General features: G+C 73.9%; 21 protein-coding genes. 14 read left to right on the top strand and 7 right to left on the bottom strand.

Going from position 1 to position 24445, the window contains the following annotated elements; genetic code table 11:
* The first annotated feature begins 128 nt into the window (after window positions 1-128).
* Genes ACZ6EM_RS04810 through fahA form a run of 3 tightly spaced genes read left to right on the top strand, consistent with a single transcriptional unit; the run spans window position 129 to window position 3501 of the window.
* Window positions 129-1331 carry a homogentisate 1,2-dioxygenase gene (locus ACZ6EM_RS04810; protein ID WP_359900419.1) on the top strand — a complete coding sequence of 401 codons (1203 nt, stop codon included), beginning with the start codon at window positions 129-131 and terminating at the stop codon, window positions 1329-1331.
* Window positions 1328-2272: a hypothetical protein gene (locus tag ACZ6EM_RS04805; protein WP_465771680.1), complete on the top strand. Its 945-nt coding sequence runs from the start codon at window positions 1328-1330 to the stop codon at window positions 2270-2272. Before ACZ6EM_RS04810 ends, ACZ6EM_RS04805 begins: the two co-directional genes overlap by 4 nt.
* A complete protein-coding gene (gene fahA / locus ACZ6EM_RS04800) occupies window positions 2269-3501 on the top strand; it encodes a fumarylacetoacetase (RefSeq protein WP_465771678.1) in 1233 nt (410 codons plus the stop codon). Before ACZ6EM_RS04805 ends, fahA begins: the two co-directional genes overlap by 4 nt.
* A gap of 143 nt (window positions 3502-3644) precedes the next feature.
* On the opposite strand, the gene ACZ6EM_RS04795 is transcribed toward fahA, so the two are convergent.
* Window positions 3645-4424 carry an SDR family oxidoreductase gene (locus tag ACZ6EM_RS04795; protein ID WP_452177696.1) on the bottom strand — a complete coding sequence of 260 codons (780 nt, stop codon included), beginning with the start codon at window positions 4422-4424 and terminating at the stop codon, window positions 3645-3647.
* 98 nt (window positions 4425-4522) lie between these two features.
* On the opposite strand from ACZ6EM_RS04795, the gene ACZ6EM_RS04790 reads away from it, so the two are divergent.
* From ACZ6EM_RS04790 to ACZ6EM_RS04770, 5 genes are all read left to right on the top strand, one after another.
* Window positions 4523-5191 (top strand): TetR/AcrR family transcriptional regulator, encoded by a 669-nt coding sequence (locus tag ACZ6EM_RS04790; protein WP_401046455.1) that lies wholly within the window; start codon window positions 4523-4525, stop codon window positions 5189-5191.
* A gap of 266 nt (window positions 5192-5457) precedes the next feature.
* On the top strand, window positions 5458-6519 hold the full coding sequence (locus ACZ6EM_RS04785; RefSeq protein ID WP_401046470.1) for an enoyl-CoA hydratase/isomerase family protein: 1062 nt from the start codon (window positions 5458-5460) through the stop codon (window positions 6517-6519).
* A gap of 47 nt (window positions 6520-6566) precedes the next feature.
* Window positions 6567-7262 carry a GntR family transcriptional regulator gene (locus ACZ6EM_RS04780; protein WP_465771677.1) on the top strand — a complete coding sequence of 232 codons (696 nt, stop codon included), beginning with the start codon at window positions 6567-6569 and terminating at the stop codon, window positions 7260-7262.
* 245 nt (window positions 7263-7507) lie between these two features.
* Window positions 7508-10168 (top strand): pyruvate dehydrogenase (acetyl-transferring), homodimeric type, encoded by a 2661-nt coding sequence (gene aceE, locus ACZ6EM_RS04775; protein ID WP_465771784.1) that lies wholly within the window; start codon window positions 7508-7510, stop codon window positions 10166-10168.
* 142 nt (window positions 10169-10310) lie between these two features.
* The gene (locus ACZ6EM_RS04770) at window positions 10311-11096 is read left to right on the top strand and encodes an enoyl-CoA hydratase (RefSeq protein ID WP_359900403.1); all 786 of its coding nucleotides are present in this window, start codon (window positions 10311-10313) and stop codon (window positions 11094-11096) included.
* A 200-nt stretch (window positions 11097-11296) separates the two neighbouring features.
* Here ACZ6EM_RS04770 and ACZ6EM_RS04765 read toward each other — a convergent pair whose 3' ends face one another.
* Window positions 11297-13117 (bottom strand): NAD-binding protein, encoded by a 1821-nt coding sequence (locus tag ACZ6EM_RS04765; protein ID WP_452177699.1) that lies wholly within the window; start codon window positions 13115-13117, stop codon window positions 11297-11299.
* A gap of 227 nt (window positions 13118-13344) precedes the next feature.
* On the opposite strand from ACZ6EM_RS04765, the gene ACZ6EM_RS04760 reads away from it, so the two are divergent.
* Window positions 13345-13944, top strand: coding sequence for an HdeD family acid-resistance protein (locus tag ACZ6EM_RS04760; protein ID WP_359900400.1), 600 nt, complete (start codon window positions 13345-13347; stop codon window positions 13942-13944).
* Between the two features lie 127 nt (window positions 13945-14071).
* On the opposite strand, the gene ACZ6EM_RS04755 is transcribed toward ACZ6EM_RS04760, so the two are convergent.
* The 3 genes from ACZ6EM_RS04755 to ACZ6EM_RS04745 all read right to left on the bottom strand — a co-directional run bounded on the left by ACZ6EM_RS04755 (window position 14072) and on the right by ACZ6EM_RS04745 (window position 17061).
* Window positions 14072-14788, bottom strand: a complete 717-nt coding sequence (locus ACZ6EM_RS04755) for a DUF6461 domain-containing protein (RefSeq protein WP_465771676.1) — start codon at window positions 14786-14788, stop codon at window positions 14072-14074.
* Window positions 14789-14834: 46 nt separating this feature from the next.
* Window positions 14835-16361, bottom strand: a complete 1527-nt coding sequence (locus tag ACZ6EM_RS04750; RefSeq protein ID WP_465771675.1) for a CoA transferase — start codon at window positions 16359-16361, stop codon at window positions 14835-14837.
* A 70-nt stretch (window positions 16362-16431) separates the two neighbouring features.
* Window positions 16432-17061 carry a LysE family translocator gene (locus ACZ6EM_RS04745; RefSeq protein ID WP_359900394.1) on the bottom strand — a complete coding sequence of 210 codons (630 nt, stop codon included), beginning with the start codon at window positions 17059-17061 and terminating at the stop codon, window positions 16432-16434.
* A 246-nt stretch (window positions 17062-17307) separates the two neighbouring features.
* Between ACZ6EM_RS04745 and ACZ6EM_RS04740 the strand changes: the two genes are divergently transcribed.
* Window positions 17308-17766 (top strand): Lrp/AsnC family transcriptional regulator, encoded by a 459-nt coding sequence (locus ACZ6EM_RS04740; protein WP_316524654.1) that lies wholly within the window; start codon window positions 17308-17310, stop codon window positions 17764-17766.
* 58 nt (window positions 17767-17824) lie between these two features.
* A complete protein-coding gene (locus ACZ6EM_RS04735) occupies window positions 17825-18532 on the top strand; it encodes an N-acyl homoserine lactonase family protein (RefSeq protein ID WP_452177702.1) in 708 nt (235 codons plus the stop codon).
* Window positions 18533-18657: 125 nt separating this feature from the next.
* On the opposite strand, the gene ACZ6EM_RS04730 is transcribed toward ACZ6EM_RS04735, so the two are convergent.
* Window positions 18658-19905 carry a cytochrome P450 gene (locus tag ACZ6EM_RS04730; protein WP_401049219.1) on the bottom strand — a complete coding sequence of 416 codons (1248 nt, stop codon included), beginning with the start codon at window positions 19903-19905 and terminating at the stop codon, window positions 18658-18660.
* 693 nt (window positions 19906-20598) lie between these two features.
* Here ACZ6EM_RS04730 and ACZ6EM_RS04725 point away from each other — a divergent pair.
* On the top strand, window positions 20599-21534 hold the full coding sequence (locus ACZ6EM_RS04725) for a hypothetical protein (RefSeq protein ID WP_401049211.1): 936 nt from the start codon (window positions 20599-20601) through the stop codon (window positions 21532-21534).
* A gap of 310 nt (window positions 21535-21844) precedes the next feature.
* Here ACZ6EM_RS04725 and ACZ6EM_RS04720 read toward each other — a convergent pair whose 3' ends face one another.
* Entirely contained in the window at window positions 21845-22111 is a 267-nt protein-coding gene (locus tag ACZ6EM_RS04720; protein WP_452177703.1) for a zf-HC2 domain-containing protein, read from the bottom strand.
* Between the two features lie 25 nt (window positions 22112-22136).
* Here ACZ6EM_RS04720 and ACZ6EM_RS04715 point away from each other — a divergent pair, with 25 nt between their 5' ends.
* Both ACZ6EM_RS04715 and ACZ6EM_RS04710 read left to right on the top strand, forming a co-directional pair.
* Window positions 22137-22730, top strand: coding sequence for a sigma-70 family RNA polymerase sigma factor (locus ACZ6EM_RS04715; protein WP_452177704.1), 594 nt, complete (start codon window positions 22137-22139; stop codon window positions 22728-22730).
* A gap of 263 nt (window positions 22731-22993) precedes the next feature.
* Window positions 22994-24367 carry an MFS transporter gene (locus ACZ6EM_RS04710; protein WP_465771673.1) on the top strand — a complete coding sequence of 458 codons (1374 nt, stop codon included), beginning with the start codon at window positions 22994-22996 and terminating at the stop codon, window positions 24365-24367.
* The last annotated feature ends 78 nt before the right edge of the window (window positions 24368-24445 follow it).

Here is a 24445-nt window from a genome sequence, read left to right as displayed (position 1 = left end):
CCGGCCTCCGACGGGCCGGCCTCCGACGGGCCGGCTTCCGACCGGCTCCGACGAGCGGGCCTTCGGCGGGCTCCGACGAGCTCTGACGAACACGGGTCTCTGCCAGACGGTCGAGGAGGACCACGGAGATGGCGTACTACCGGCAGCTGGGCAGCATCCCGCCCAAGCGGCACACCCAGCACCGCACTCCCGAAGGCGGGCTGTACTACGAGGAGCTGATGGGCGAGGAGGGGTTCTCCTCGGATTCCTCGCTGCTCTACCACCGGGGCATCCCCTCGGCGGTGGTCAACGCGGTGCCCTGGGAGCTGCCGGACCAGTCCACGGTGCCCAACCACCCGCTCCTCCCCCGGCACCTCAAGCTGCACGAGCTGTTCGCGGACCAGGACTGGAAGTCCGCGGACGTCGTCGGCAGCCGCCGGCTGGTCCTCGGCAACGGCGACGTCCGGATCTCGTACGTCGCCGCCGGGGCCCCGAGCGAGCTCTACCGCAACGGGCTCGGCGACGAGTGCGTGTACGTGGAGTCCGGCTCCGGCACGGTCGAGACGGTGTTCGGCTCGATCGAGGTCGGCCAGGGCGACTACGTGATCATCCCGCGCGCCACCACCCACCGCTGGGTGCCGGCCGGGGACGAGCCGCTGCGCGCGTACTGCATCGAGGCGAACAGCCACATCACCCCGGTCAAGCGCTACCTGTCGAAGTACGGGCAGCTGCTGGAGCACGCGCCGTACTGCGAGCGGGACTTCCGCGGACCGGTCGGCCCGCTGGTCGTCGACGCCCCCGGGGACGTCGACGTGCTGGTCAAGCACCGTGGCCCGAACGGGGTCGCGGGCACCCGCTACACCGTGCCGCACCACCCCTTCGACGTGGTCGGCTGGGACGGCTGCCTGTACCCGTACGCCTTCAACATCAAGGACTTCGAGCCGATCACCGGCCGGATCCACCAGCCGCCGCCGGCCCACCAGGTCTTCGAGGGCAACGGCTTCGTGATCTGCAACTTCGTTCCGCGCAAGGTGGACTACCACCCGCTGGCGATCCCGGTGCCGTACTACCACGCCAACGTGGACAGCGACGAGGTCATGTTCTACTGCGGCGGCGACTACGCGGCCCGCAAGGGCTCCGGCATCGGCCAGGGCTCGATCTCGCTGCACCCGGGCGGGCACACCCACGGTCCGCAGCCCGGGGCGTACGAGCGCAGCATCGGCGCGGAGTTCTTCGACGAGCTGGCCGTCATGGTGGACACCTTTCGCCCCCTGGAGCTGGGCGAGGGCGGCCGGGCCAGTGAGGACGCGAACTACGCCTGGACCTGGGCCGGTCGGGGGCCCGGGCGATGAACACGCTGCCGCCGGGGGGCGTGATCCCCGAGCTGTTCCACGGACTGTTCGACGACGCGGCGGTGTTCCCGCCGGGGAACCTGCCGATCGTCGACGCGGTGCCCGCGCACCGGCTGCACCGCGCGGCCTGGTACGCCGAGGCGGTCGGCCCGCTCCTCTGCGGGGCGGGCCGACTGGGCGAGTTGGCCGCGGCGGTCGCGAACTCCCCGGAGACCGCCGCGGCCCAGAGGCGCGCAGCGGCCCAGAGGCGCGCAGCGGGGGCGGACGGCGCGGTGGCGGCGGACGGCCGGCCGCTCAAGGTCGGGCTGGTGCTGCCGGGGGGCAGCACCGAACTCGCCCCGGCGCTCGCCGCCGCCGCGCCGTTCGAGCTGGCCGGCGTCGAGCTGGCCACCCGGGACGCCGCCGAGGCGGTGGCCGCGCTGGACCGGCTGCTGCCACCGGACGTCCCGGCCGCCGTCGAGCTGCCGCGCGAACTCCTGCGCGGGGACGGACTGGACGCCGTCCTGGACGTGCTGGTGGACAGCCCGTACCGGGCGAAGTTCCGCACCGGCGGGCTGGTCGCCGAGGCGTTCCCGGACGAGGACGAGCTGGCCTCCTTCCTCACCGGCTGCGCGCGGCGCGGGCTGCCGTACAAGTGCACGGCCGGGCTGCACAACGCCGTCCGGCACACCGACCCGGAGACCGGGTTCGAGCACCACGGCTTCCTGAACGTGCTGCTGGCCGCGCAGGAGACCGACCGGACGGCGGCCGCGGCGGTGCTGTCGGAGCGCGACGGCGAGGTGCTGGCCAAGGCGGTGCGCGCACTGACGGATCGTCAGGTTACGGTGATCCGCAACTCGTTCACCGCGTTCGGCACCTGTAGCATCGCCGAACCCCTGGGCGACCTGGCCGCGCTCGGCCTGCTGTCGTCGCCCAGTCCACTGCACCAGGAGGACCGTTGAGCACCACCCCCAGCAGCCCCAGCAGCTGGCTCGCCAGCGCCCAGGACTCGCCGTTCGGCGTGCACAACCTGCCGTACGGCGTCTTCACCGCCGCCGACCGGCCCGGGCGGCGCCGGATCGGCGTGCGCGTCGGGGACTTCGTGCTGGACGCCGGGGCGTCCGCCCGCGCGGCCGGCGCGCCGTCGGTGCTGCTGGACGCGGACTCGCTCAACCCGCTGATGGCGGCGGGGCGTCCGGTCTGGACCCGGGTACGGGCGGACCTCACCACCTGGCTCACCGACGAGTCCTTCCGCGAGGCGCTGTCGCCGGCGCTGCTGCCGGCCCACGAGGTGGAGCTGCACCTGCCGTTCGAGGTCGCCGACTACGTCGACTTCTACGCCTCGGAGCACCACGCCACCAACCTGGGCCGGATCTTCCGCCCCGGCTCGGAGCCGCTCACCCCCAACTGGAAGCACCTGCCGATCGGTTACCACGGGCGGGCGGGCACGGTCGTGGTCTCCGGCACGCCGGTGGTGCGGCCGTTCGGGCAGCGCAAGGCGCCCGCAGACGCCGCGCCGACCTTCGGGCCGTCGCGCCGGCTCGACATCGAGGCCGAGGTCGGCTTCGTCGTCGGCGCACCGTCGGAGCTGGGCCGCCCGGTCGTGCTGGACGACTTCCGCGAGCACGTGTTCGGCGTCTGCCTGCTCAACGACTGGTCGGCGCGCGACATCCAGGCCTGGGAGTACGTGCCGCTCGGCCCGTTCCTCGGCAAGTCCTTCGCGACCTCGATCTCGCCGTGGATCGTCCCGCTGGAGGCCCTGGAGCACGCCCGGGTCACGCCGCCGGAGCGCGACGTCGAGCCGCTGGCGTACCTGGACGACCGGGGCGGCGAGCCGTGGGGCCTGGACCTGGCGATGGAGGTCCGGCTGAACGGGCACCCGGTCTCCCGGCCGCCGTTCGCCACCATGTACTGGACGGCGCAGCAGCAGCTGACCCACATGACCGTCAACGGTGCTTCGCTGCGCACCGGCGACCTGTTCGCCTCCGGCACGGTCAGCGGGCCGGAGCGGGACACCCGGGGCGCGCTGATCGAGCTGACCTGGAACGGCGAGGAGCCGCTGAAGCTCCCGGACGGGACGACCCGGACGTTCCTGGAGGACGGCGACGAGGTGACCATCACCGCCACCGCGCCCGGGCCGGACGGCACCGTGGTCGGGTTCGGCGAGGTCACCGGGCGGGTTCGGGGCTGAGGGCCCGGACCGGAGGCCGGGGAGCCACGCCGAACCCGACCACGGACAACAGATCACCGATGACGGATCACGGATGACGGATGACAGCTGACAGATTTCATCATCTGTCAGCTGTCATCCGTTTCCCGTTCGCCCACCTCCGTCTAGAGCCCGGCACCGCCCGTGGCGTCGACGATCCGCCCGGTCACCCAGCGAGCGTCGTCGGAGGCGAGGAAGGCGACGATGTCCGCGATGTCCTCCGGCTGCCCGACCCTGCCGAGCGCGGCCACCGAGGCCGCGTACGCCTCCGCCTCCGGGTTGCCCCGCAGCCAGCCGGCGTTGACGTCGGTGTCCACGATGCCGGGCGCGACCGAGTTCACGGTGATCCCGCGCGGGCCGAGCTGCTTGGCGAGGTTGAGGGTGAAGGTGTCCAGCGCCCCCTTGGTCGCGCCGTAGGCGATGATCTCGGGCATCGCCAACCGGGCGGCCCCGCTGGAGACGTTGATGATCCGGCCGCCGTCCCGCAGCCGCTTCAGTCCGTGCTGCACCACGAAGAACGGCGCCCGGACGTTGACCGCGAACACCTCGTCGAAGCCCTCCTCGGTCAGCGCTTCGAGGTCCGAACTGCGCCCGATCCCGGCGTTGTTCACGATGATGTCGACGCCGCCGTCCGGGGCGTGCGCTCCGATCCCGGCGTCGAAGGCCGCCCAGAGCGCGGCCGCGTCGCCGTGCCGGCCGAGTTCGGCGCGCAGCGCGAACGCCCGCCCGCCGTCGGCCCGGATGTCCGCCACCACCTCCTCCGCCGCGGCCCCGTCCCGGGCATAGCCGACGGCGACGGTGGCACCGTCCCGCCCCAGCCGCCGGGCGATGGCCCGGCCGATCCCCCTGCTGCCGCCCGTGACCAGCGCCACCTTGCCCTGAAGTCCGTACGTGCCCGCACCCATGGCCGAGTCCCCTCTCGCCGTATCCGATAATTATTGAGTCATCGCTCAAGAAAGACGCTAGCACACACTTCTTGAGCGACTGCTCTAAAATTTGGGGCATGAGCGAGGCACAGCAGACGACCGGGACACCCGCGAAGGCGGCACCCGCAGGCGCGGCACCCGACGCCCCACCCCGCCCCCGGCGCGGCCGCCCGCCGGCCTTCGACCGCGCCGAGGCCCTGGCCGCGGCCACCCGGCTGTTCTGGCAGCTCGGCTACGACGCCACCTCCGTCTCCGACCTCACCACCGCCATGGGCATCCGCCCCGGCAGCCTGTACGCGGCCTTCGGCGACAAGCGCTCACTGTTCGAGGAGGTGGTTCGCCAGTACGGCCGCTCGCCCGTCGGCGCGTTCGCGACCGTCGCGCTGGCCGAGGAGCCCACCGCGTACGGTGCCTTCGCCCGCATCCTGCGCGAGGCCGCCGCCATCTACCCCGACCCGTCCCATCCGGCCGGCTGCCTGGTGATCTCCGCCGCCACCAACGTCGCCCCGCAGGACGCCGGCGTCCAGGAGCGGCTGCGCGAGCTGCGCAACGCGAACCTGCGGACCTTCGAGGCCCGGCTGCACCAGGCCCGGCAGGACGGCGAACTGCCGCCCGACGCCGATCCGAAGGCGCTGGCGGGATACCTCGGCACGGTCCTCCAGGGCATGTCCCAGCAGGCCCGGGACGGCGCCACCGCCGCCGACCTGGCCCGCACCGCCGAACTCGCCCTGCGCGCCTGGCCCTGAACCCCGGCCCCCGGCCGCGCCCCGAACCTCCCGGCCCTCCCGAACCTCCCCGCCCACCCTTGTTCGCCCTTGCCCGGCCCGGCCCGGTGATCGGAACGCCTCCCGACCCCCGGTACGGTGGACGCCAGGATTCCGGCGGGAACGAACGGCGGACGACGGCAACGGACGCCGACGGGCGGGGCGCCGACGGGCCGCGACCGGGCCCGGCGGACACCGAACGGCGTCGACATCACCGAGGGACGGGAGCGGGCCCGATGAGCGCAGAGGTGACGGAGGTCCAGGCCTTCCTGGACGGCGGTGTCGGACGGCTCGTGCTGAACCGCCCGAGGGCGCTCAACTCGCTGACCCACGGCATGGTCACCGCCCTGCGCACCGCCCTGGACGACTGGGCCGGGGACGACCGGATACGCGCCGTCGTCCTGACCGGCGCGGGCGAGCGCGGACTGTGCGCGGGCGGCGACATCCGCGCGATGCACGACGACGCCAAGGCGGGCGGAGCAGGCACCCGGGCGTTCTTCCGCGACGAGTACCGGCTGAACGCCCTGATCGCCCGCTACCCGAAGCCGTACGTCGCGGTGATGGACGGCATCACCATGGGCGGCGGCGTCGGCGTCTCCGCCCACGGCGCGGTGCGGATCGTGACCGAGCGGTCCACCGTCGCGATGCCCGAGACCCGGATCGGCATCGCCCCGGATGTCGGCGGGAGCCGGCTGCTCGCCCACGCCCCGGGCGAGTTGGGCACCCACCTCGGGCTCACCGCCGCCTCGATGGGCCCGGGCGACGCCCTGCTCTGCGGATTCGCGGACCACTTCGTACCCTCGGCGCGCATCCCGGACCTGCTCGACGCCCTGAGCCGGGGCACCGCCGCGGCGAGCGGGAGCAGCAGCAGCGAGGTCGCCGCCCTCGTCGCCGCGCACGCCGAGCCCGCACCGCCCGCCGCACTGGCCGACCGGCGCACCTGGATCGACGCCTGCTACGCGGCCGACACGGTCGAGGAGATCGTCGACCGGCTGCTGAACTCCGGTGTCCCGGAGGCGAAGGAGGCCGCCGTCGCCCTCCTGGCGAACTCCCCCACCGCCGTCAAGACCACCCTGGCCGCGCTGCGTCGCGCCCGCACGCTCCCTTCGCTGGAGGCCGTGCTCGACCAGGAGTACCGGATCTCCTGCGCCGTACTGGAGGGCCACGACATGGTCGAGGGCATCCGCGCGCAGGTGGTCGACAAGGACCGCAACCCCCAGTGGAAGCCCGGCACGCTCGCCGAGGTGACGGAGGCGGACGTCGCCCGCTTCTTCGCCCCGCGCGAGGGCGACGAGCTGGGCCTGGCCTGAACCTCGCCCCTCCTCCACCTCCTCCACCGGCACGTCTGGAGCCCGTCATGAACCACCCGGTCCCGCCGCCGACCCCGGCCGGGGACACCGACCCGCTGTCCCGGGTGCCGCTGGGCGAGCAGGTGCGCGGGCTGCTGCTGGAGGGCCTGCTGAACGGCCGCTGGCAGCCCGGGGACCGGATCGTCGAGCGGCGCCTGGCCGCCGAGTTGAACGTCAGCCAGGCACCGGTCCGCGAGGCGCTGCGCGCACTCCAGACGCTCGGGCTGCTCGACGCCGAGCCCAACCGGGGCGTGCGGGTGCGCGAGATCGGCCCGGCCGAGCTTCGCGAGGTCTACCAGGTACGGGCCGCGCTGGAGCGGCTGGCCGCAGAGTCGGCGGTGGTCCGGCTGGCCGGGGACACCACCGCCCTGGAGCGGCACGCCGAGCGGATGGCGGCGGCCGCGGCGGCGGGCGACGCGCTCGGCCAGGCCCGGCACGGGGTGGCCTTCCACCGCGAGATCGTGGCCGCCTCGGGCAACGGGACGCTGCTGCGTACCTGGGAGGGCCTCGGGGTCGAGGTGTGGACGGTGCTGTCGCTGCACGAGGTCCGGCCGGAGCTGCAGGAGAACGCCGCCGACCACCGGCCGCTGATCGAGGCCTTCCGGCGGCAGGACCCGGCGGTCGGGCGGCTGCTGGCCGAGCACGTCCTGGAGTACGCCCGGCGCGAGGACGGTCGACCCGAGGACGGCCGACGCTCCGACTGAGCCCGCCCTCGTCAGGGTGCCGACTCATCGCGCTCACATAAAGTTCGTGCAGAGATGATCGATCATCGCTCAAACTACCCACCAGTAGCGGTTGACGCACCCCCCTCTCGCTCTCTACCGTCCAAGTAGTTCCATGGAGAGGAATACTATTCCGTATCACGGAATATGAGCCTCTGAAGCGCACCGACGAAGGGGGACCACCCGTGTCCCAGCTCGACCAGCTTCCCGACCAAGACCCCGAGGAGATGGCGGAGTGGCGCGCGTCCCTCGACGCCGCCCGCGACTTCGGCGGCCCGAACCGCGCCGCCCACCTGCTGCGCCGCCTCGTCGAGCACGCCGAACTGCAGCGGCTCGACGTCCCTCCGCTGCTGGACACCCCGTACGTCAACACCATCCCCACCGCCGCCGAACCGGAGTTCCCCGGCGACGAGGAGATGGAGCGCCGGATCACCGCCTGGAACCGCTGGAACGCCGCCGCCATGGTGACCAGGGGCAACCACCGCGGCGGCCTGGGCGGGCACATGGCCACCTACGCCTCCGCCGCCTGGCTGTACGAAGTCGGCTTCCAGCACTTCTTCCGCGGCAAGGATGCCGACGGCTCCGGCGACCAGCTGTACGTCCAGGGCCACGCCGCCCCCGGCGTCTACGCCCGCGCGTTCCTGGAGGGCCGGATCTCCGAGGCCCAGCTGGACCGATTCCGCCAGGAGGCCGCCGGCGACGGCCTGCCCTCCTACCCGCACCCGCGCAGGCTGCCCTGGTTCTGGGAGTTCCCGACCGTCTCGATGGGCCTCGGGCCGCTCTCGGCGATCCACCAGGCCCGGTTCAACCGGTACTTGGGCGCACGCGGGATCAAGGACACCTCCGGCTCGCACGTGTGGGCCTTCCTCGGCGACGGCGAGATGGACGAACCCGAGTCCACCGCCGCGCTCGCGCTGGCCGCCCGGGAGAACCTGGACAACCTCACCTTCGTGGTCAACTGCAACCTGCAGCGCCTGGACGGGCCGGTGCGTGGCAACGGCAAGATCGTGCAGGAGCTGGAGCGCCGGTTCCGCGCGGCCGGCTGGAACGTGGTCAAGTCGCTGTGGGGCGAGGCCTGGGACGAGCTGCTGGCCCGCGACACCACGGGCGCGCTGGTCCGCCGGCTGGGCGAGGTGCCGGACGGGCAGTTCCAGACCTATGCCGCCTCGGACGCCGGGTACGTCCGCGAGCACCTCTTCCACGGCTCGCCCGAACTGCGGCTGCTCGCCGACACCCTGGACGACCGGCGGCTGATCGAGACCGTCGCCACCTCCCGGGGCGGACACGAGCCGCGCAAGGTGTACGCGGCCTACCGCGCGGCGCTGGAGCACCGGGGCGCGCCCACGGTGGTGCTGGTGCAGACCGTCAAGGGCTGGACGCTCGGCCCCGGCTTCGAGTCCCGCAACGCCAACCACCAGATGAAGAAACTCTCCGGAGCGGAGTTCCGGGCCATGCGCGACCTGCTCGAACTCCCGATCCCGGACAGCGCGTTGGCCGACGAACTGCCCCCGTACGCCCATCCCGGCCCGAACTCGCCGGAGGCCCGCTACCTGCGCGGTCGCCGCGCCGCACTGGGCGGACCGGCACCCGCCCGCCGGGTGCGCTTCGCCCCGCTGCCCACCCCGCCCGCGAAGCCCTTCGAAACGCTGTTCAAGGGCTCCGGCAGCCAGGAGATCGCCACCACCATGGCCTTCGTCCGGCTGGTCAAGGACCTGATGCGGGACAAGGCGTCCGGCCACCGGTGGGTACCGATCGTCCCGGACGAGGCGCGCACCTTCGGCATGGAGTCACTCTTCCCGACCGCCGGGATCTACTCCCCGCTCGGGCAGACCTACGACCCGGTCGACCGCGACCAGTTGCTCCACTACAAGGAGTCGGCGACCGGCCAGATCCTCAACGAGGGCATCACCGAGGCCGGTTCGATGGCCTCGATGACCGCCGCCGCGACCGCGTACGCGACCCACGGCGAGCCGGTCGTCCCGTTCTACATCTTCTACTCGATGTTCGGCTGGCAGCGCACCGCCGACCAGATGTGGGCGCTGGCCGACCAGTTGGGCCGCGGCTTCCTGATCGGCGCCACCGCCGGACGCACCACCATGACCGGCGAAGGACTGCAACACGCCGACGGACAGTCCCAGTTGATCGCCTCCACCAACCCGGCCGCACTCTGCTACGACCCGGCGTTCGGCTACGAGGTGGCCGTGATCGTCCGCGAGGGCCTGCGCCGGATGTACGGCAGCAGCGCGCAACACCCCCATGGTGAGGACGTGTTCTACTACCTCACCGTCTACAACGAGCCGCTCCGGCAGCCCGCGCTCCCGGCCGGCGAGGAGGTCGCGAACGGCATCCTGCACGGCCTCTACCGCTACCGCACGGCGGACGCCGCCGCCCTGCCCGCCGACCCGCCGCGACTCCAACTGCTCGCCTCCGGCACCGCCGTGCGCTGGGCGCTGGCGGCGCAGCGGCTGCTCGGCGAGGAGTGGGGCGTGGCGGCCGACGTCTGGTCCGCCCCCTCCTGGACGGAACTGCGCCGGGAGGCGCTGGACTGCGACGCGGCCGACCTGGCGCGGGCGGCGGCCGGCACCGACGGGGCCACCCGCGTCCCCTATGTGACCCGGGCGCTGGCCGGGGCGCCCGGGCCGGTGCTGGCGGTCAGCGACTGGATGCGCGCGGTGCCGGACCAGATCAGCCCCTGGGTGGAACAGGACTGGACCTCGCTGGGCACCGACGGCTTCGGCCTCTCGGACAGCCGTACGGCGGCGCGGCGACACTTCGGGGTGGACGCCGAGTCGGTGACGGTCGCGGCGCTGGCCGCACTGGCCCGCCGGGGCGAGGTCGAGGCGGAGACCGTACGGCGGGCGGCGGAACGTTACGGCGTCCGCTTCTGACGGCTCGGCGTCCACCCGCTCCACCGCCTGGTGACCGGCGTCTCGCATACCAAGACTGGCGCGAGGCGGGGCGCGTCGTAGATCGTTGGGTGGTCAGGGCGCGCCCACGGGCGCCGAGCAGCGGAAATGGGAGTCGACGGCGATGACCGAGACCGAGACCTACGAGACGATCCTGGTCGAGCGCAAGGGCCGGGTGGGGCTGATCACGCTCAACCGGCCCAAGGCGCTCAACGCGCTGAACACCCGGCTCATGAACGAGGTGGTCGCCGCCGCGACCGCCTTCGACCGGGACCCGGAGATCGGCTGTCTGGTGATCACCGGCTCGGAGAAGGCCTTCGCGGCCGGCGCCGACATCAAGGAGATGCAGGGCAACCGGTTCCCGGACGTCTACCTGGACGACTGGCTGGGTCCGTGGGACCGGCTCGGCGCCGTGCGCAAGCCGGTGGTCGCGGCGGTGGCCGGGTTCGCACTGGGCGGCGGGTGCGAGCTGGCGATGCTGTGCGACATCCTGCTGGCGGCGGACACCGCGAAGTTCGGACAGCCGGAGATCAAGCTCGGGGTGATCCCCGGCATCGGCGGCTCGCAGCGGCTGACCCGGGCGGTCGGCAAGGCGAAGGCCATGGAGCTGTGCCTGACCGGGCGGATGATGGGCGCCGAGGAGGCCGAGCGGGCCGGACTGGTCTCCCGGATCGTCCCGGCGGACCAGCTGCTCGCCGAGGCGCTCGCCACCGCCGAGACGATCGCGGCGATGTCCACCCCGGCCGCGATCATGATGAAGGAGAGCGTCAACCGCGCCTTCGAGACGACCCTCGCCGAGGGCGTGCGCTTCGAGCGCCGGCTCTTCCACGCGGCCTTCGCCACGGCGGACCAGAAGGAGGGCATGGCGGCCTTCGCCGAGAAGCGCCCGCCGGAGTTCCAGAACCGCTGACACCGGAGGCCGTCCGGCAGGCGACAGCAGGCCGCGGACAGCGGACAGCGGACAGCGGACAGCGGACAGATTTCAGATGATGAAGTCTGTCCGCTGAACTCTGTCCACTGAAAGCCGTCCGCTGTCATCTGTCGGCTGTCATCCGTCCCCCGAAAGCCGCCGCCTGTTCGCCGAAGGCCGTTCGCGACCGGCCGCCGCGCTCAGTCCTCCTCCACCGCCACCGTGTTCAGCCGGGCGAGCCCACTGCGGGTGGCGGCGACCACGATCTCGTCGCCCGGGGCGAGCTGCCGGGTGCGGTCCGGGAAGTTCCACAGCAGCTGCCCGCCGTGGGCGAAGCGCACGGCGATCACCCGGACGCCGCCCGGGTCCTCCAGGTCGTGCCGGTTCAGCCCGATCAGCCCGCTGCCGTCCTCCACCTTCAGCTCGGCGATCAGCAGCACGTGCCGGAGCACCGACAGCGTCCCGCGCACCTCGCGCCCCATCAGCGCCGCCGCGAAGGCGGGCGCGGCCAGGTAGGACACCGACCGGGAGGCCGCGTTGTCCAGCGTCTTGTAGAAGTGACTGGCGAAGTCGTCCTCGAACAGCCGCACCACCACCCGGACGTCGGGATTGCCGTGGCGCGCCTCCAGGGCCGCCTCCAGGTTGGTGGCGTCGTCCCCGCTGACGGCGACCAGCGCCCGGCTGTGCTTCAGCCGGGCCCGGCGCAGCTGCTGCTCGAACGGACCGTCGCCCATCACCACCGGGATCCCCAGCGCCCGGACGGCGGCGATGCCGCGGGCCTGCGGGTCCCGCTCCATGCAGACCACCGGCACGCCCATGTCGTGCAGTTGGATCGCGACGCGGGTTCCGACATTGCCGAGGCCGACGACGATCACGTGGTCCCGGGTGCCCGCCCCGGGGTTGCGCGGCTGCCCGCGCCGCCCGGAGCCCAGGACCTCCACCGCGATCGCGGTGGCCACCGGCGCGAAGGTGATCCCGCAGATGGTGATCACCACCTGTGCGACCCGCTGCCAGAACCCGCCGGTGCCCGTCCCGGAGGAGATGTCGGAGAGCTGGTCCGGCTGGGCCGCGCCGGCCAGGTCGAGCAGCGCGATGTAGACGGTCCAGCCGAAGTTCCGGTTGAGGTACCAGAGCACCCCGAAGGCCAGCAGCACCGCCGCGAGGGCGGTGAGCAGCACCAGCCGCATCCGGGCGCTGGTGAAGAAGCGCATGGTGTCGAGCAGCCGCCAGCGCAGCCGTCGCTTCCAGTCGATCGGCTCCCGGGGTTCGATCCGCAGCACCTGGAGCGCCGCCCTGCCGCCCGGCTCCTCCTCCTGATCGGGTTCGGCCGCGGGCGCCGGTTCGCGCCGAACGCCTCCGGGTCGGATCGGCCCGTCGTCGCCGAACTCGCTGGCGAGCCGGACGAATTCGGCCGAGTCGCCCTGCTGCTCGGGCAGCAGTCGGATCCTGCCGAGGTCCTGCCGGTCGATCTGGTCGGCGACCACGCAGATCCGGTCGGAGGTGATGTCGTCGTCGAACGCGATGTGCAGGTAACGCCCCTCGATCTCCACCGAGTTGGGCCGTCCGAGCGCCGCGGAGGCGAAGGCCGGGGCGGCGGTGGCGGAACCGGAGAGCGCGGCACCGTTCTTGAGCAGCCGTTCGATGTTCTCGCCGAGCCGTTGGTTGAACATCCGGAACACGATGCGGATGTCCGGGTTGTGGTTCTGGGCGCTGAGCGCGGCGTGGATGTTCTCCTGGTCGCTCCCCTCGACCAGGGCGAGACCGCGCGCGGTGCCGATGGACACCGCGCGCAGCGCCTCCTCGGTGATGCCGGCGTACTCCACGACCGCCGCGACGCCGGACAGCTGCTCGATCTGCGGCGCGTGGTCGCGGGTCCGGTCGGCGACCAGGACGACGACCGGGACCTCGTAGTGCTCGACGAGTTCCAGGATCAGGCGATGGGCCAGCGCATTGCCCCCGCAGACGATGTAGTGCTGGCTGATCGGCTCGACCGGAGGGGTCCCCCACCCTTCAGAAGTCATACCGCCGGATGATATCGACGGGAAGTGTCCGGAGGGTGACGTTCCGGCGACCGCGGCGGATCCCCCGAACGGCCGTATCCGACGCGCGGTCCGGCCGTGGCGCGGAGATGCTGGGGTTCGTTCCCTGCCCGTCAGCCGGCCGACCCGACCTCACCCGTCCTGCGTCACACGACCAGGCAGGACACCGGTCACCCGTCGCCCGGCGTCAGCCCGAGGAGTACGCCACCGTGGCCCCTCCGATCATCACCCCCGACGGCAGCCCGGTCCAGGGCCCGCTCGGACTGCTCGCCAAGGCCGCCTGGCAGGTCCTGCTGGTCGCCGGACTCGCCTCGCTCGCCCTCGGGATCGTGGTCTTCGCCTGGCCCGAGGAGACGCTCCTGGTGGTGGGCGTGCTGTTCGGCCTCTACCTGCTGGTGATCGGCATCGTGCAGCTGATCGCCGCGTTCGGCACCCACTCCACCGCGGCGCTGCGGGTGCTGGCCTTCATCAGCGGTGCGATCTGCGTCCTGCTGGGGCTGCTCTGCTTCCGCAGCGCGGCGCAGTCGCTGCTGCTGCTCGCGATCTGGATCGGGATCGGCTGGCTGTTCCGCGGCATCACCCAGCTCGCCGCCGCGATCTCCGACCCGCTGATGCCCGCCCGCGGCTGGCAGGCCTTCGCGGGCGCGGCCAACACCCTGGCCGGCGTGCTGCTGATGGTGTGGCCGGTCGGGTCGATCACCGCGCTGGCCGTGCTGGCCGGGTGCTGGCTGGTGATCCTGGGCCTGGTCGAGATCGTGACGGCGATCCAGGTCCGCGGCCGGGCCAAGCAGATCCCCTCGGGGGTCTGACCTCCGTCCGGTGCCGTGAGGCCGTGTCCCGCCGGGGCACGGCCTCACGGCTGGACCGGGGCGCGAGCGCGGCAGGGCGCGTCACGGACGCGGGGTGTCACGGACGCGGGGGCGCCGGCGCGGGGTGTCACGGACGCGGGGCGTAGCCGATCCGGAAGGTGGCGGCGTCCAGCCGCTCCGGGGTGAGCCGGACGTCGGTCAGCCGCTCGGCGAGTGCGAACGCGGCCTCGGTGTGCTGCGCGTACTCCTCCGTCTCCAGGTCGAAGCCACAGGCGGTCAGCAGCTCGGGGATGCCGCGGGCTTCGGCGTCCGAGCCGTCCCGCTGACCGGGGAAGAGCGGCTCGAAGTGCAGTCTCCGGACGCCGTTTTCCCACCAGTGGAAGTGGTCCACGGCGTTGACGTTGCGGAAGTGCGAGACCAGCCGGGTGCCCTCGCCGAGCCGCGGGATCACCGTGTCCAGGACGCCGAGGTAGCCGTTCGGCTCGATCGCGAGGGCCCAGCCGTCGAGTTCGGTGACTGCGACGAGCAGCCGGTCCTCGGCGGGGTCGAACAGCGCCCCGTCCCCCTCGTCCCCGCCGGCCCCTTCCCCGTCCCCCTCGTCCCCGCCGGCCCCTTCCTCGTCCTCCTCGTCCTCCTCGTCGTCGTCCTCGTCCACTCCGTCCTGGTAGGCGTCCCAGCGGGCCATAACCGCCGTCAGGCCGACGGCGTCGCTCGCCGGCAGGGCGTCGAAGCGGCGCAGCAGCTCGTCGGCCGCGAGGCCCTGGACCTGGGTGAGGCAGTAGGCCTCGCCCAGGTCGGGGTAGCGGCCCTCGAACCAGGTGTAGTCGGTGGCGTGTGCGGTCATGACGGCGATGCTGTCAGACGCCTCGGACAGCGCTCGCCCGGGGCCGTCAGAGCCAGACCGGTTCGTCCGTCCCCCAGCGCCCCGGCGGGCGCGACCAGTCGGCGGGCGCCCCCTCGTACCCGATCGGCGGCAGGGCGTGGCGCAGCCGCCCGTACGCGGAGTCGGTCTCGACCAGCCACCGGGAGGGGTCGTACGGCTCGGGCGAGGCCCCCTGCGGGGTTTCCGGTTCGATGCCGTGCAGCAGCCAGGATGCCGTGCCGGCGAGGGAGAAGCGCAGGTGGCGGCCGCCGGGGCGGCGGGTGCGCTGGTCGGTGAGGGCGCGCAGGACGGCGGCGGCGATGAGGTAGCCGGTACCGTGGTCGAGGGCCTGGGCGGGCAGCACGCCGGGACGGCCACCAGGGGCGACCTCGTGCCCGGAGCCGGATGCTGAGTCCGAGTCCGAGGAGGAGTCCGAGTCCGAGTCCGAGGCAGAGGCAGAGGCGGAGGCGCAGGCGGACTCGTGGGCGGCGATGCCGACGCCCGCCTGGACCAGGCTGTCGAAGCCGCGCCGTCCGGCCCAGGGGCCGGTCCAGCCCCAGGCGCAGAGCTGGACGAGGATCAGGTCCGGGCGGCGGGCGAACAGCGCGTCGGGGCCGAGGCCGTGGGCGTCGAGGGCGCCGGGGCGGTAGGCCGTGACGACGACGTCGGCGGTGGTGAGCAGCTCCTCGAAGACCGCACGGTCGGCCGGCACGGCGAGGTCGAGCCGGGTGGAGCGCTTGCCGAAGCCGGTGTCGGCGTGGGCGTCGTCGGCCTCCGGCAGCCGGGGCGAGTCGACGCGCAGGACGTCGGCACCGAGCAGGGCGAGGGTGCGGGTGGCGACCGGCCCGGCGATCACCCGGGTGAGGTCGAGGACCCGGATCCCGGCGGCGGGCCGGTCCACGGGAGCCTCGCCGAGCGGGCGGACCGGCGCGGTCCTGGCGGCGGCACCGATGTCCCGGCGCTCCACGAGGGGGTGCACGGCCGGGCCCACCGGCGCGACGGCAACCGCGAGCGCTCCCGCCTCGTACGCGCGCTCCTGGATCCGCTCGGCCGGCAGTCCGCCGAGCGTCTTGGCGAGCTGCTCGGGCCCGGCATCGGCGGCGAGGCCGAGCGCGGAGAGCAGCCGGGTGCGGTGGTGCGGGTAGTTGGCGTGGGTGCGGACCCAGCCGTCGGCGGTGCGCCAGAAGCCGGAATGCGGGGCGAAGGTGACGGGCGTACGGCCGTCGACCGTCAGATGCCGCTCGCTGACGAAGGCGGTGGCGACCGCGCCCTGGTCGACCCGGACCGCGGGAACGGCCGGGACCGCCGCGCCGCCACGGTGGGCGGCGAGCTCGGCGGCGGCCAACGAGCAGACCGCCACGGTCGCACGGGCGAGCCGGCGGACCGGCAGGCCGGAGGGCAGGACATCGTCCGGCCCGTGGAAGGTCACCCGTTCCAGCAGTTCGGGCGGGCCGCCGAGAGCGTCCCAGGCATGGGCCGTGGGGCCGTCGACGGCACCGGGGGTTCCGGTGGGTCCCGTGGGTTCCGTGGGCCCTGTGGGTCTGGTAGATCCCATGGTTCCAGTGGTTCCGGTGGTTCCTGCTGGCAACGGACGATCGGTCATGCCCCGCATTGTGCTCCGGTTCTCAGGCGGTCGCTGTGACGCCCGCCACCAGCATCAGCAGGACCGCCGAGACCACGGTCATCCGGCGGGCCGCCTGCGGGGTGCCGCCGAACCGGCCGCCGAGCCGCCCGCTGGCGTGCGCGACCAGCCCGTACACCACCGCGCAGGCCAGCACGTTGAGCGAGCCGAGCGCGAGTACCTGCCCGCCGACCGGCAGTGCGGCGCCCGGATCGACGAACTGCGGCACCAGGGAGAGGTAGAGCAGCAGGCCCTTGGGGTTGAGCAGCGCGGTCAGCATGCTCTGGCGCAGCACCGTCGCGGTGGGCTGCGGCTTGGGCGCGGCCAGGGCGGCGGCGCCCCCGCCCTTGCGCAGCGCCAGCAGCATCATGACGGCCAGCACCAGCAGGTAAGCGGCGCCGGTGAGGCGCAGCACGGGCAGGGCGGCCGGGACGGCGCGCAGGGCGGCGGCCAGGCCGGCGCTGGAGAGCAGGGTGTGGACGGCGTACCCGGCGCAGACCCCGCCGACCGCGATCAGCGCGGCACGGCGTCCCTGGCCGAGGCCTCGGGCGGCGATGTAGAGCCAGTCGGGGCCCGGGGTGCAGACCAGCAGCAGGTCGACTCCGAGGAAGAGGAGGAGGGCGTGGGTGTCCATGGGCGTGGCGTGGCCTGTCGTGCTCGTCGCGGTGTGGGCCCGGCGGGTCGGCCGGGGTGTCCCGGCAGGTCGGCCGGGGTTGCTCCGGCGGTCGGCCGGAGGGTTCCCCTCGGTCTACCGGAGTGCGCCGTTGGTGGGCCGGGAAGGCCCGGCAGCCGGTGCGGTCACTGAAGGTAGCCGGACGGGGCTGGCACGCGATGGCGACTTCGCGCTGGTCGGAGCCGCGTTTTGGCAGAATGTTGCGCCATGGACCGAATCGACCGCAGAATCCTCCGCGAGCTCCAGCAGGACGGGCGCCTGACCAACACCGAGCTGGCCTCCCGGGTGGACCTCACCCCCTCCCCCTGCCTGCGCAGGGTGCGCCAACTGGAACAGGACGGCGTGATCCGCGGCTACCGGGCGGTGCTGGACGGCGCGGCGGTCGGACGCGGATTCCAGCCCTTCGTGACGATCACCATGCGTCACGAGGACCAGGTGACGGTCGCCGAGTTCGAGCGCCGGGTGGCCGAACTGCCGGAGGTGGTGGAGGCGCACCGGCTGTTCGGCGAGCCCGACTACCTGCTGCGGATCGCCGTGGCCGACATCGCCGCGTACGAGCGCTTCATCACCGACGTGCTCTCCGGTCTGCCGGGCATCGCGCAGGTCAACTCGCACCTGACGATGAAGCAGGTGAAGGCCGACCGGGGGCTGCCGGTCGGCGGGTAGGGTGCGAACCGGGGGCCCGTGCGACCGTCCGTACGGGGGCAGAGCGACGCACTGCGACATGGGGGCTGAATTGCGCGTGATCCGCCGTCTCGACCTGGGCTACATCGTCCGGCCGGCCGCCGAGGCGGGCGGCCCGGAGCCGCGCGTGGAGCCGGTGCTCGCGTACCTGGTCCGGCGTCCGGAGGGGCTGCTGCTGTTCGACACCGGGATCGGTGGCGGCGAGCCGGAGACCGAGGCGCACTACCGCCCGGTCCGCCGCCCGCTGCCGGAGGCGCTCGCCGCGGCCGGGGTCGCCGTCGACGACATCGACCTGGTAGTCAACTGCCACCTGCACTTCGACCACTGCGGCGGCAACCCGCTGTTCGCCGGCACCCCCGTCCTGGTCCAGGCGGAGGAGCTGGCCACCGCCCGGCGCGGCGGGTACACCATCGACGCACTGGTCGACTTCCCCGGCGCCGAGTACCGCGAGCTCGACGGCGAGGCCGAGGTCTGGCCGGGCGTGCGGGTGCTGCCCACGCCCGGCCACACCGGGGGCCACCAGTCACTGCTGATCGACCGCCCGGGCGGCGGCCCGGTCCTGCTGGCCGGGCAGGCGTACGACTTCGCCTCCCAGTACGGGCAGGCGGTGCTCGCCCGGCGGGCGGCGCGCGAGGGCCTGGCCGCACCGCTGCCCGAGTACCGGGCCTGGCTCGACCGGATGGCGGAGCACGAGCCGCACCGCGTGCTGTTCGCGCACGACCACGCGGTCTGGGAGGCGACCGATTAGCCGGGTGCGGGAGCGCCGGCCGCTCCAGGGGGTCGGATCGATCGGAGGGTTCGGGTCGGCCCGAAGGTCCAGGTCGGCCCGAAGGTCCAGGCCGACCTGACGGACGGGTCGGGGTCGCCCGGGGCTCAGAAGGTGAAGCGCAGCGAGCGGACCCGGTGGTCGAAGCTGGACGGCACGAGCTGCGGCTCGCCGACCGACCGCACCTCGGGCAGGCGGGTGAACAGCTCCCGGAACAGCGCCGTCATCTCCTGCCGGGCCAGGTGCGCGCCGAGGCAGTAGTGCGGACCGCCGCCGCCGAAGCCGAGGTGGGGGTTGGGCGTGCGGGTGATGTCGAAGGCGTCCGGGTCGGGGAAGACCTCCTCGTCGCGGTTGGCCGAGCCGTAGAACAGCGCGACCTTCTCGCCCGCGCGCAGCAACGATCCGCCGGGTCCGCCCAGTTCGTGGTCGACGGCGAGGGTCCGGTTGAACTGGATGATCGGCGTGGAGTGGCGGACCATCTCGTCCACCGCGCCGCCGAGCAGCCCGTCGAGGTCGGCGAGCAGCAGGGCGCGCTGCTCGGGATGGACGGTCAGCAGGTGCAGGCCGTGGGCCAGCGCGTTGCGGGTGGTCTCGACCCCGGCGACCAGCAGCAGGCTGAAGAAGGCGCCGAGCTCGCGCCCGGTGAGCCGACGGCCGTCCACGTCGGCGGTGACCAGCGCGGAGATCAGGTCCTCCTCCGGCCGGCGTCGGCGCCGGCGGCCGATCCCGGCGACGATGCCCTGCATCCGGGCGAGCGCCCGCAGCCCGCGCCCGGGCACCCGCAGGCGGCGGCGCAGCGGTCGGGCCACCCCGATGTCCTCGGAGGTGCGGTTGACCAGGTCGAGGATGGTGCGGCGCGGCCGCTCCGGGATGCCCATCATGGTGCAGATCACCTGGAACGGGAGCTCGGCGGCGACCGCGGTCACGAAGTCCTCCGGCCGCTCCCGCTCGATCCGGTCGACCAGCTCGGTGCTGATCCGCCGGACGTCCTCCTCGACCCGGTCGAGCAGCCGCGGCGTGAACGCCCGCGAGACGATCCGGCGCAGCTGGGCGTGACGGGGATCGTCCAGGTTGACCATCGAGTCGCCGAACAGCAGCCGGACCCAGCGTGCCGGGACGGGGGTGGTCACGCCGGGACCGCTGAGGAAGACGGCGGGGGTGCGACTGGCCTCGACCACGTCGGCGTGGCGGACCAGGGCGTGGAAGCCCCGGCCGGAGGCGCGGTCGCCGAAGAACACCGGGGCGGGGCGGCTGCGCAGCTCGGCGAAGGCGGCGGCGCGGTCGGGGGCCGGCAACTGCCAGAAGCGGGCGTCGGCGAGGTCTGTGGACCCGGGCGCGGCAAGGGCCTCGGCCAGGGTGGGGGACTCGGCCGCGTCTGCGGAGCCGGGCGGAGTGGAGGGCTCGGCCGAGTCGGCGGGGGCGGACGCGTCGGCGGGGGCAGCGGCCTCCGGCGAGTCGGTTTGCTCGGCGGGTTCGGCGGGTTCGGCGGGTTCGGCGGGTTCGGCCGGTTCGGCGGCCTCGTTCTGCTCGGCGGCCTCGGCGCGCTCGGCAGGTTCGGTCGCCTCGGCGGGTGCGGCGGATTCAGCAGGTTCGGCGGTTGCGGCCGGCTCGGCGGCTTCGGCCCGCTCAGCGGGTTCCTCGGCTTCGGCCGGAGCCGCCTCGGTCGGCGCCGCCCCTCTCGGGGCCGTCGCCTGCTGCGGGACGGTCGGCTCCGTGGGGGCAGCGGACTCGGCACTGTCGGCAATGGGCGCCGAGGTATCCGTCGGGGTCTCCAAGGCCGGACCTCCCTGCTTCTGAACGACGTCGTCCCGATACGCACCGTACTGGGTGCTGCACATTAAGTGAGTATGGAATGCGCGCTGTCAAACCGCCCCGATGGTCGTACGAGTGATGGCTCGGTTCGGCGCGCCGGGCCGATGGGCCGGGCCGGGCAGCGGTCCGGGCAGCGGTCCGGCGGGCCACGGGGCGAGCGGCCGGGCATGGTCTCACGGCACAGAACCGGCCATGACCGGAGGGTGCGGTACGGGCCGGGCAGGGTGGGTGCGACGATGAGTGCCATCGTGATGACCGACCGGATCCGCCTGCTGCGCGCCGTGGTCTTCGCCGCGCTGTGCGTAGCGATGGCCGCCACCGCGCACGTCGCCATGGCCGGGCCCGGGGTCTCGCCGAGGGTGCTGGCCGGTGGGTTCGGGGCGGTCCTCGGGCTGACCTGGCTGCTCGCCGGAAAGCGGCGCGGACTCGGGGTGATCAGCCTCTGGATGGTCGTGGCGCAGACCGCGCTGCACCAGCTGTTCGAACAGGCCGGGGCGCTCTCCCGAGGGGGCGGCGGCCTCGGCCGACTCGCCGCCACGGACTGGGCCGCCCTCCTGCTCTGCAACCCGGACCGGGCGCCCGGCGGGCTCTCCCCGGTCGAGCTGGCACGGATGGCCGGCATCGACCCGGACGTCCCGCCGCTCACCGGCAGCCTGCGGCCGACGGCGGGAACGCACCACGGGGCGCCGGGCCCGACGGCCGTGCACCCCGACCTGTCCGGGACGACCGGGATGGCAGGCACGACCGGCATGCCCACGGGGCCGCACACGATGCCGGACGGAACGTTCCACGGTGACGGGTCGTACGACGCGGCGCAGGTTCTGGTCGGCGGGTCGACGCAGGGACCGGCGCACGACATGGCGCACGGGATGTCCCACGGCATGTCGCCGGGGATGACCGCCGCCCACGTGCTCGCTGCGCTGGCGTGTGCGCTCCTGCTCTGGCGCGGCGACGCGGCACTGGTCCGGCTCTTCGAACTGCTCGGCGCGCTCGGCTCGGTGGTCGCGGGGGCCCTGCTGCTCCCGCTGCTGGCGCTGTTCGCGCGCCCCTTCGGCCACCGGGCCCCGGCACCGCCCCGCCCGGTCGACGACCGGGCCCGGCCGCCCCGGTCGGTGCTGCTCACGCATGCTGTGGTCCGGCGTGGGCCGCCGGCGTTCGCCCTCGCCTGCTGACGCGCCCGCCGCACCCTTCTCACCCCGGCCGCCTCCCGGCCATCGGGACTCTCGCGACGGGCAGGTCGCCCTGCCGTACGGCCAAGCCTTTGTGTCGTCGTGCCGCCAGGGCGCGGGCCCGCGTCCGCCGCCGTGCCCCCTCAGGGCCGGCATGCCGCGCGGCTGCCCCCGGACGCCGACGGTGCCGCGCTGCGCGGTGCCACCCCCGCCTTCCCCTCGGGACCTTCCCATGCCTCACTTCGACGGCGCACCGGCTCCGGCCGGCGCCCCCGTCCCGCCGTTCCCGCCCCTCCGGGCGCCGTGGCCGCGTCTACCTCTCGACGGCCTGCGGACCGTTCGGAGCACGATCTCCCGGCCGGTCCTCGCCGAGGCCGGCCAGCAGCCGGGCCGACCACTCGGGCGAGGGCCCGTCGGCAGCGCCCGCCCGCACCCGAGCGCGCAGCTGTTCGGCCCGGGCCAGCCACTCCCGGCAGCCGTGGCAGCGCGCGACGTGCTTGTCCAGCCGGGCCTCCGGCATACCGCTCGGTTCGCCGTCGAGCCGGGCGGACAGAGCTGTCCGAAACTGCGCGCATCTCATATGACCATCGTCCCGCACGGCTGTGATGCCGGGACCGGCCGGGTGGGGGGCCACCGTGGATGACGAACAGCTCACCGCACTGGCACTGACCGCCCGCTCCGGACGGGCGGCCGACGTCGAGGCCTTCGTCCGGGCGACCCAGCGGGACGTCTGGCGCTTCGTCGCCCACCTGACCGACGTGCAGTCCGCCGACGACCTCGCTCAGGAGACCTTCCTGCGCGCCCTGCGCGGCCTGCCCGCGTTCGCGGGGCGCTCCTCGGCCCGGACCTGGCTGCTGTCGATCGCCCGGCGCGCGGTGATCGACCGGTACCGGATGGCCGCCGCCCGGCCCCGCTGCGCGGCACTGCCGGACTGGCAGGAGGCGGCGGAGCGGCAGAGTGGCACACCGACGGCCGGGTTCGAGGACGGCATCGCGCTCGGCGATCTGCTCGACCGGGTGCCCGCCCAGCGGCGGGAGGCCTTCGTGCTGACCCAGGTGGTCGGCCTGAGCTATGCCGAGGCGGCCGAGGTCGCCGGCTGCCCCGTCGGAACGGTCCGCTCCCGGGTCGCCCGCGCCCGGGAGGAACTGGTGGCCCGCCTGCGCGCCGCCGAGGCCGGGGAACTCGCGACCGCCTGCTGAGCGGTGGGAGGACGACGGGCCGTCGGCGGGCGGGCTGCGAACGATCGGCAGCCGACGGCGAACAACCGACAGCGGACAGATGACAGATTTCGAAATCTGTCATCTGTCCGCTGAAAGTTGTCACCCGTCGGCCGTCCGCACCACACTCCCGCAAGAAATCCCCCAGGTGTTCGGAACCGGATCCCCTGCGCCACCGACTGCTGTACCGGACCCCGCCGCCGAGGCGGCGTCCGGTCCGGCAGCACGGGAGACGGAGGGACTTCATGACAGTGCAACCACCCCCGACCACCCAAAATCTGACGAACGATCAGCGCGAGCCGGTGGACCGCTGGAGCCTGGTGGTGGCCGCCGGCCTGCTGTCCTTCGTCGCGATGCTCGACATGAACGTGGTCAACCTCGCGCTCACCGACATCTCAGCCGGCCTGCACGTCTCCCCCGGGGTCGCCCAGTGGGCCGCCCTTGGGTACCAACTCCCGCTCGTCGCGCTGCTGTTGCCCGCCGGGCGATGGCTGGACCAGGTCGGCACCCGCTCGGCCCTGCTGCTCGCCGTCGGCTGCTTCGCCCTGTGCAGCGTGCTGGCGGCCTGCGCCCCGTGGGCCGGGTGGCTGATCGCGGCACGGCTGTTCCAGGGCGCCTTCGGAGCCGTGCTCTTCGTCCTGATGCCGGTGCTCGCCGCCACCTCCGTCCGGCCCGAGCTGCGCGGCCGGGCGATGAGCGTGCCCGCGACGCTCGGTCCGCTCGGCGCCGTCACCGGGCCGGTGCTCGGCGGGCTGCTGCTCGACCACCTGGGCTGGCGGGCGATCTTCCTCGTCAAGCTGCCGGTCTGCCTGGCCGCCGTCCTGATCGTGCGGCGCCACGCCCCGCACCGCGGCGGGCTGCGACCGCCCGACCGGTCCTCGCTCGGCGACGCCGCGCTGATCGGCGCCGCCGTGGCCGCCACCCTGCTCGGGCTCACCCTGGCCCCACGGACGCCACTGTGGCTGCTACTGGCCCTGCCCGCCGTACCGCTGGTGCTGCTCTGGCTGCGCCGCCCGGGCGGCCGGCCGGTGGCCGAGGTACTTCGGGCCGCCGGGACCGCCGGGGCCAACGCCTCGGTGCTGGCCCTCGCCGCCGGCTTCGCGGCCTGCCACTACCTGCTCGCCCAGCACCTGCGTGGCCCCCGGGGCGAGAGCGCCACCGCCACCGCACTCACCATGCTGGCGTTCCCGCTCGGCATGGTGCTGGCCGGCCGGGTCGGCGGCCGGCTGGCCGACCGCTGGGGCGCCCGCCCGACCGCGCTCACCGGTGCCGCCGTCACCGCCCTCGGCCTGGCCCTGCTCGCCCCGCTGGACCCGAGCTGGTCCGCCCTCGACATCGCCGCGCGACTCGCCCTCGCCGGCGCCGGGATGGGCCTCAACGGCGGCCCCACCCAGGCCCTGGTGATGTCCTCCTCCCCGCCCGGGAAGCTCGCCACCGCCGGCTCCGCCGTCCAACTCGCCCGCAGCCTCGGCTTCGCGCTCGGCCCGGCCCTCGGCACCGCCGCCGCTCTCCCCGCGCCCCACGACACCACCGGGACGCGCGCCGGGATCGCCCTGGCCGCCCTGGTCGCGGCCACCGCCGTCGCCCTGCTCGCCCTGCACCGCCGCCCCGAGGCCTGACCACCCCGCACGACACCGCCCCGCGTCGCCCGCACCCACGACACGCCACAACACACCGCATCGCCCCGCACCGCCCCG

Source organism: Kitasatospora sp. NPDC041917 (assembly GCF_055589745.1).
This window is presented reverse-complemented; position numbering and strand designations above follow the sequence as displayed.

What these genes read in the sequence shown, in the direction of transcription:
- ACZ6EM_RS04810 (WP_359900419.1), top strand. Translation starts at nt 129, where the DNA reads ATGGCGTACTACCGGCAGCTGGGCAGCATCCCGCCCAAGCGGCACACC.
- ACZ6EM_RS04805 (WP_465771680.1), top strand. Translation starts at nt 1,328, where the DNA reads ATGAACACGCTGCCGCCGGGGGGCGTGATCCCCGAGCTGTTCCACGGA.
- ACZ6EM_RS04795 (WP_452177696.1), bottom strand. Translation starts at nt 4,424, where the DNA reads ATGGGTGCGGGCACGTACGGACTTCAGGGCAAGGTGGCGCTGGTCACG.
- ACZ6EM_RS04790 (WP_401046455.1), top strand. Translation starts at nt 4,523, where the DNA reads ATGAGCGAGGCACAGCAGACGACCGGGACACCCGCGAAGGCGGCACCC.
- ACZ6EM_RS04780 (WP_465771677.1), top strand. Translation starts at nt 6,567, where the DNA reads ATGAACCACCCGGTCCCGCCGCCGACCCCGGCCGGGGACACCGACCCG.
- aceE (WP_465771784.1), top strand. Translation starts at nt 7,508, where the DNA reads ATGGCGGAGTGGCGCGCGTCCCTCGACGCCGCCCGCGACTTCGGCGGC.
- ACZ6EM_RS04770 (WP_359900403.1), top strand. Translation starts at nt 10,311, where the DNA reads ATGACCGAGACCGAGACCTACGAGACGATCCTGGTCGAGCGCAAGGGC.
- ACZ6EM_RS04765 (WP_452177699.1), bottom strand. Translation starts at nt 13,117, where the DNA reads ATGACTTCTGAAGGGTGGGGGACCCCTCCGGTCGAGCCGATCAGCCAG.
- ACZ6EM_RS04755 (WP_465771676.1), bottom strand. Translation starts at nt 14,788, where the DNA reads ATGACCGCACACGCCACCGACTACACCTGGTTCGAGGGCCGCTACCCC.
- ACZ6EM_RS04750 (WP_465771675.1), bottom strand. Translation starts at nt 16,361, where the DNA reads ATGGGATCTACCAGACCCACAGGGCCCACGGAACCCACGGGACCCACC.
- ACZ6EM_RS04745 (WP_359900394.1), bottom strand. Translation starts at nt 17,061, where the DNA reads ATGGACACCCACGCCCTCCTCCTCTTCCTCGGAGTCGACCTGCTGCTG.
- ACZ6EM_RS04740 (WP_316524654.1), top strand. Translation starts at nt 17,308, where the DNA reads ATGGACCGAATCGACCGCAGAATCCTCCGCGAGCTCCAGCAGGACGGG.
- ACZ6EM_RS04735 (WP_452177702.1), top strand. Translation starts at nt 17,825, where the DNA reads ATGGGGGCTGAATTGCGCGTGATCCGCCGTCTCGACCTGGGCTACATC.
- ACZ6EM_RS04725 (WP_401049211.1), top strand. Translation starts at nt 20,599, where the DNA reads ATGAGTGCCATCGTGATGACCGACCGGATCCGCCTGCTGCGCGCCGTG.
- ACZ6EM_RS04720 (WP_452177703.1), bottom strand. Translation starts at nt 22,111, where the DNA reads ATGAGATGCGCGCAGTTTCGGACAGCTCTGTCCGCCCGGCTCGACGGC.
- ACZ6EM_RS04715 (WP_452177704.1), top strand. Translation starts at nt 22,137, where the DNA reads ATGCCGGGACCGGCCGGGTGGGGGGCCACCGTGGATGACGAACAGCTC.
- ACZ6EM_RS04710 (WP_465771673.1), top strand. Translation starts at nt 22,994, where the DNA reads ATGACAGTGCAACCACCCCCGACCACCCAAAATCTGACGAACGATCAG.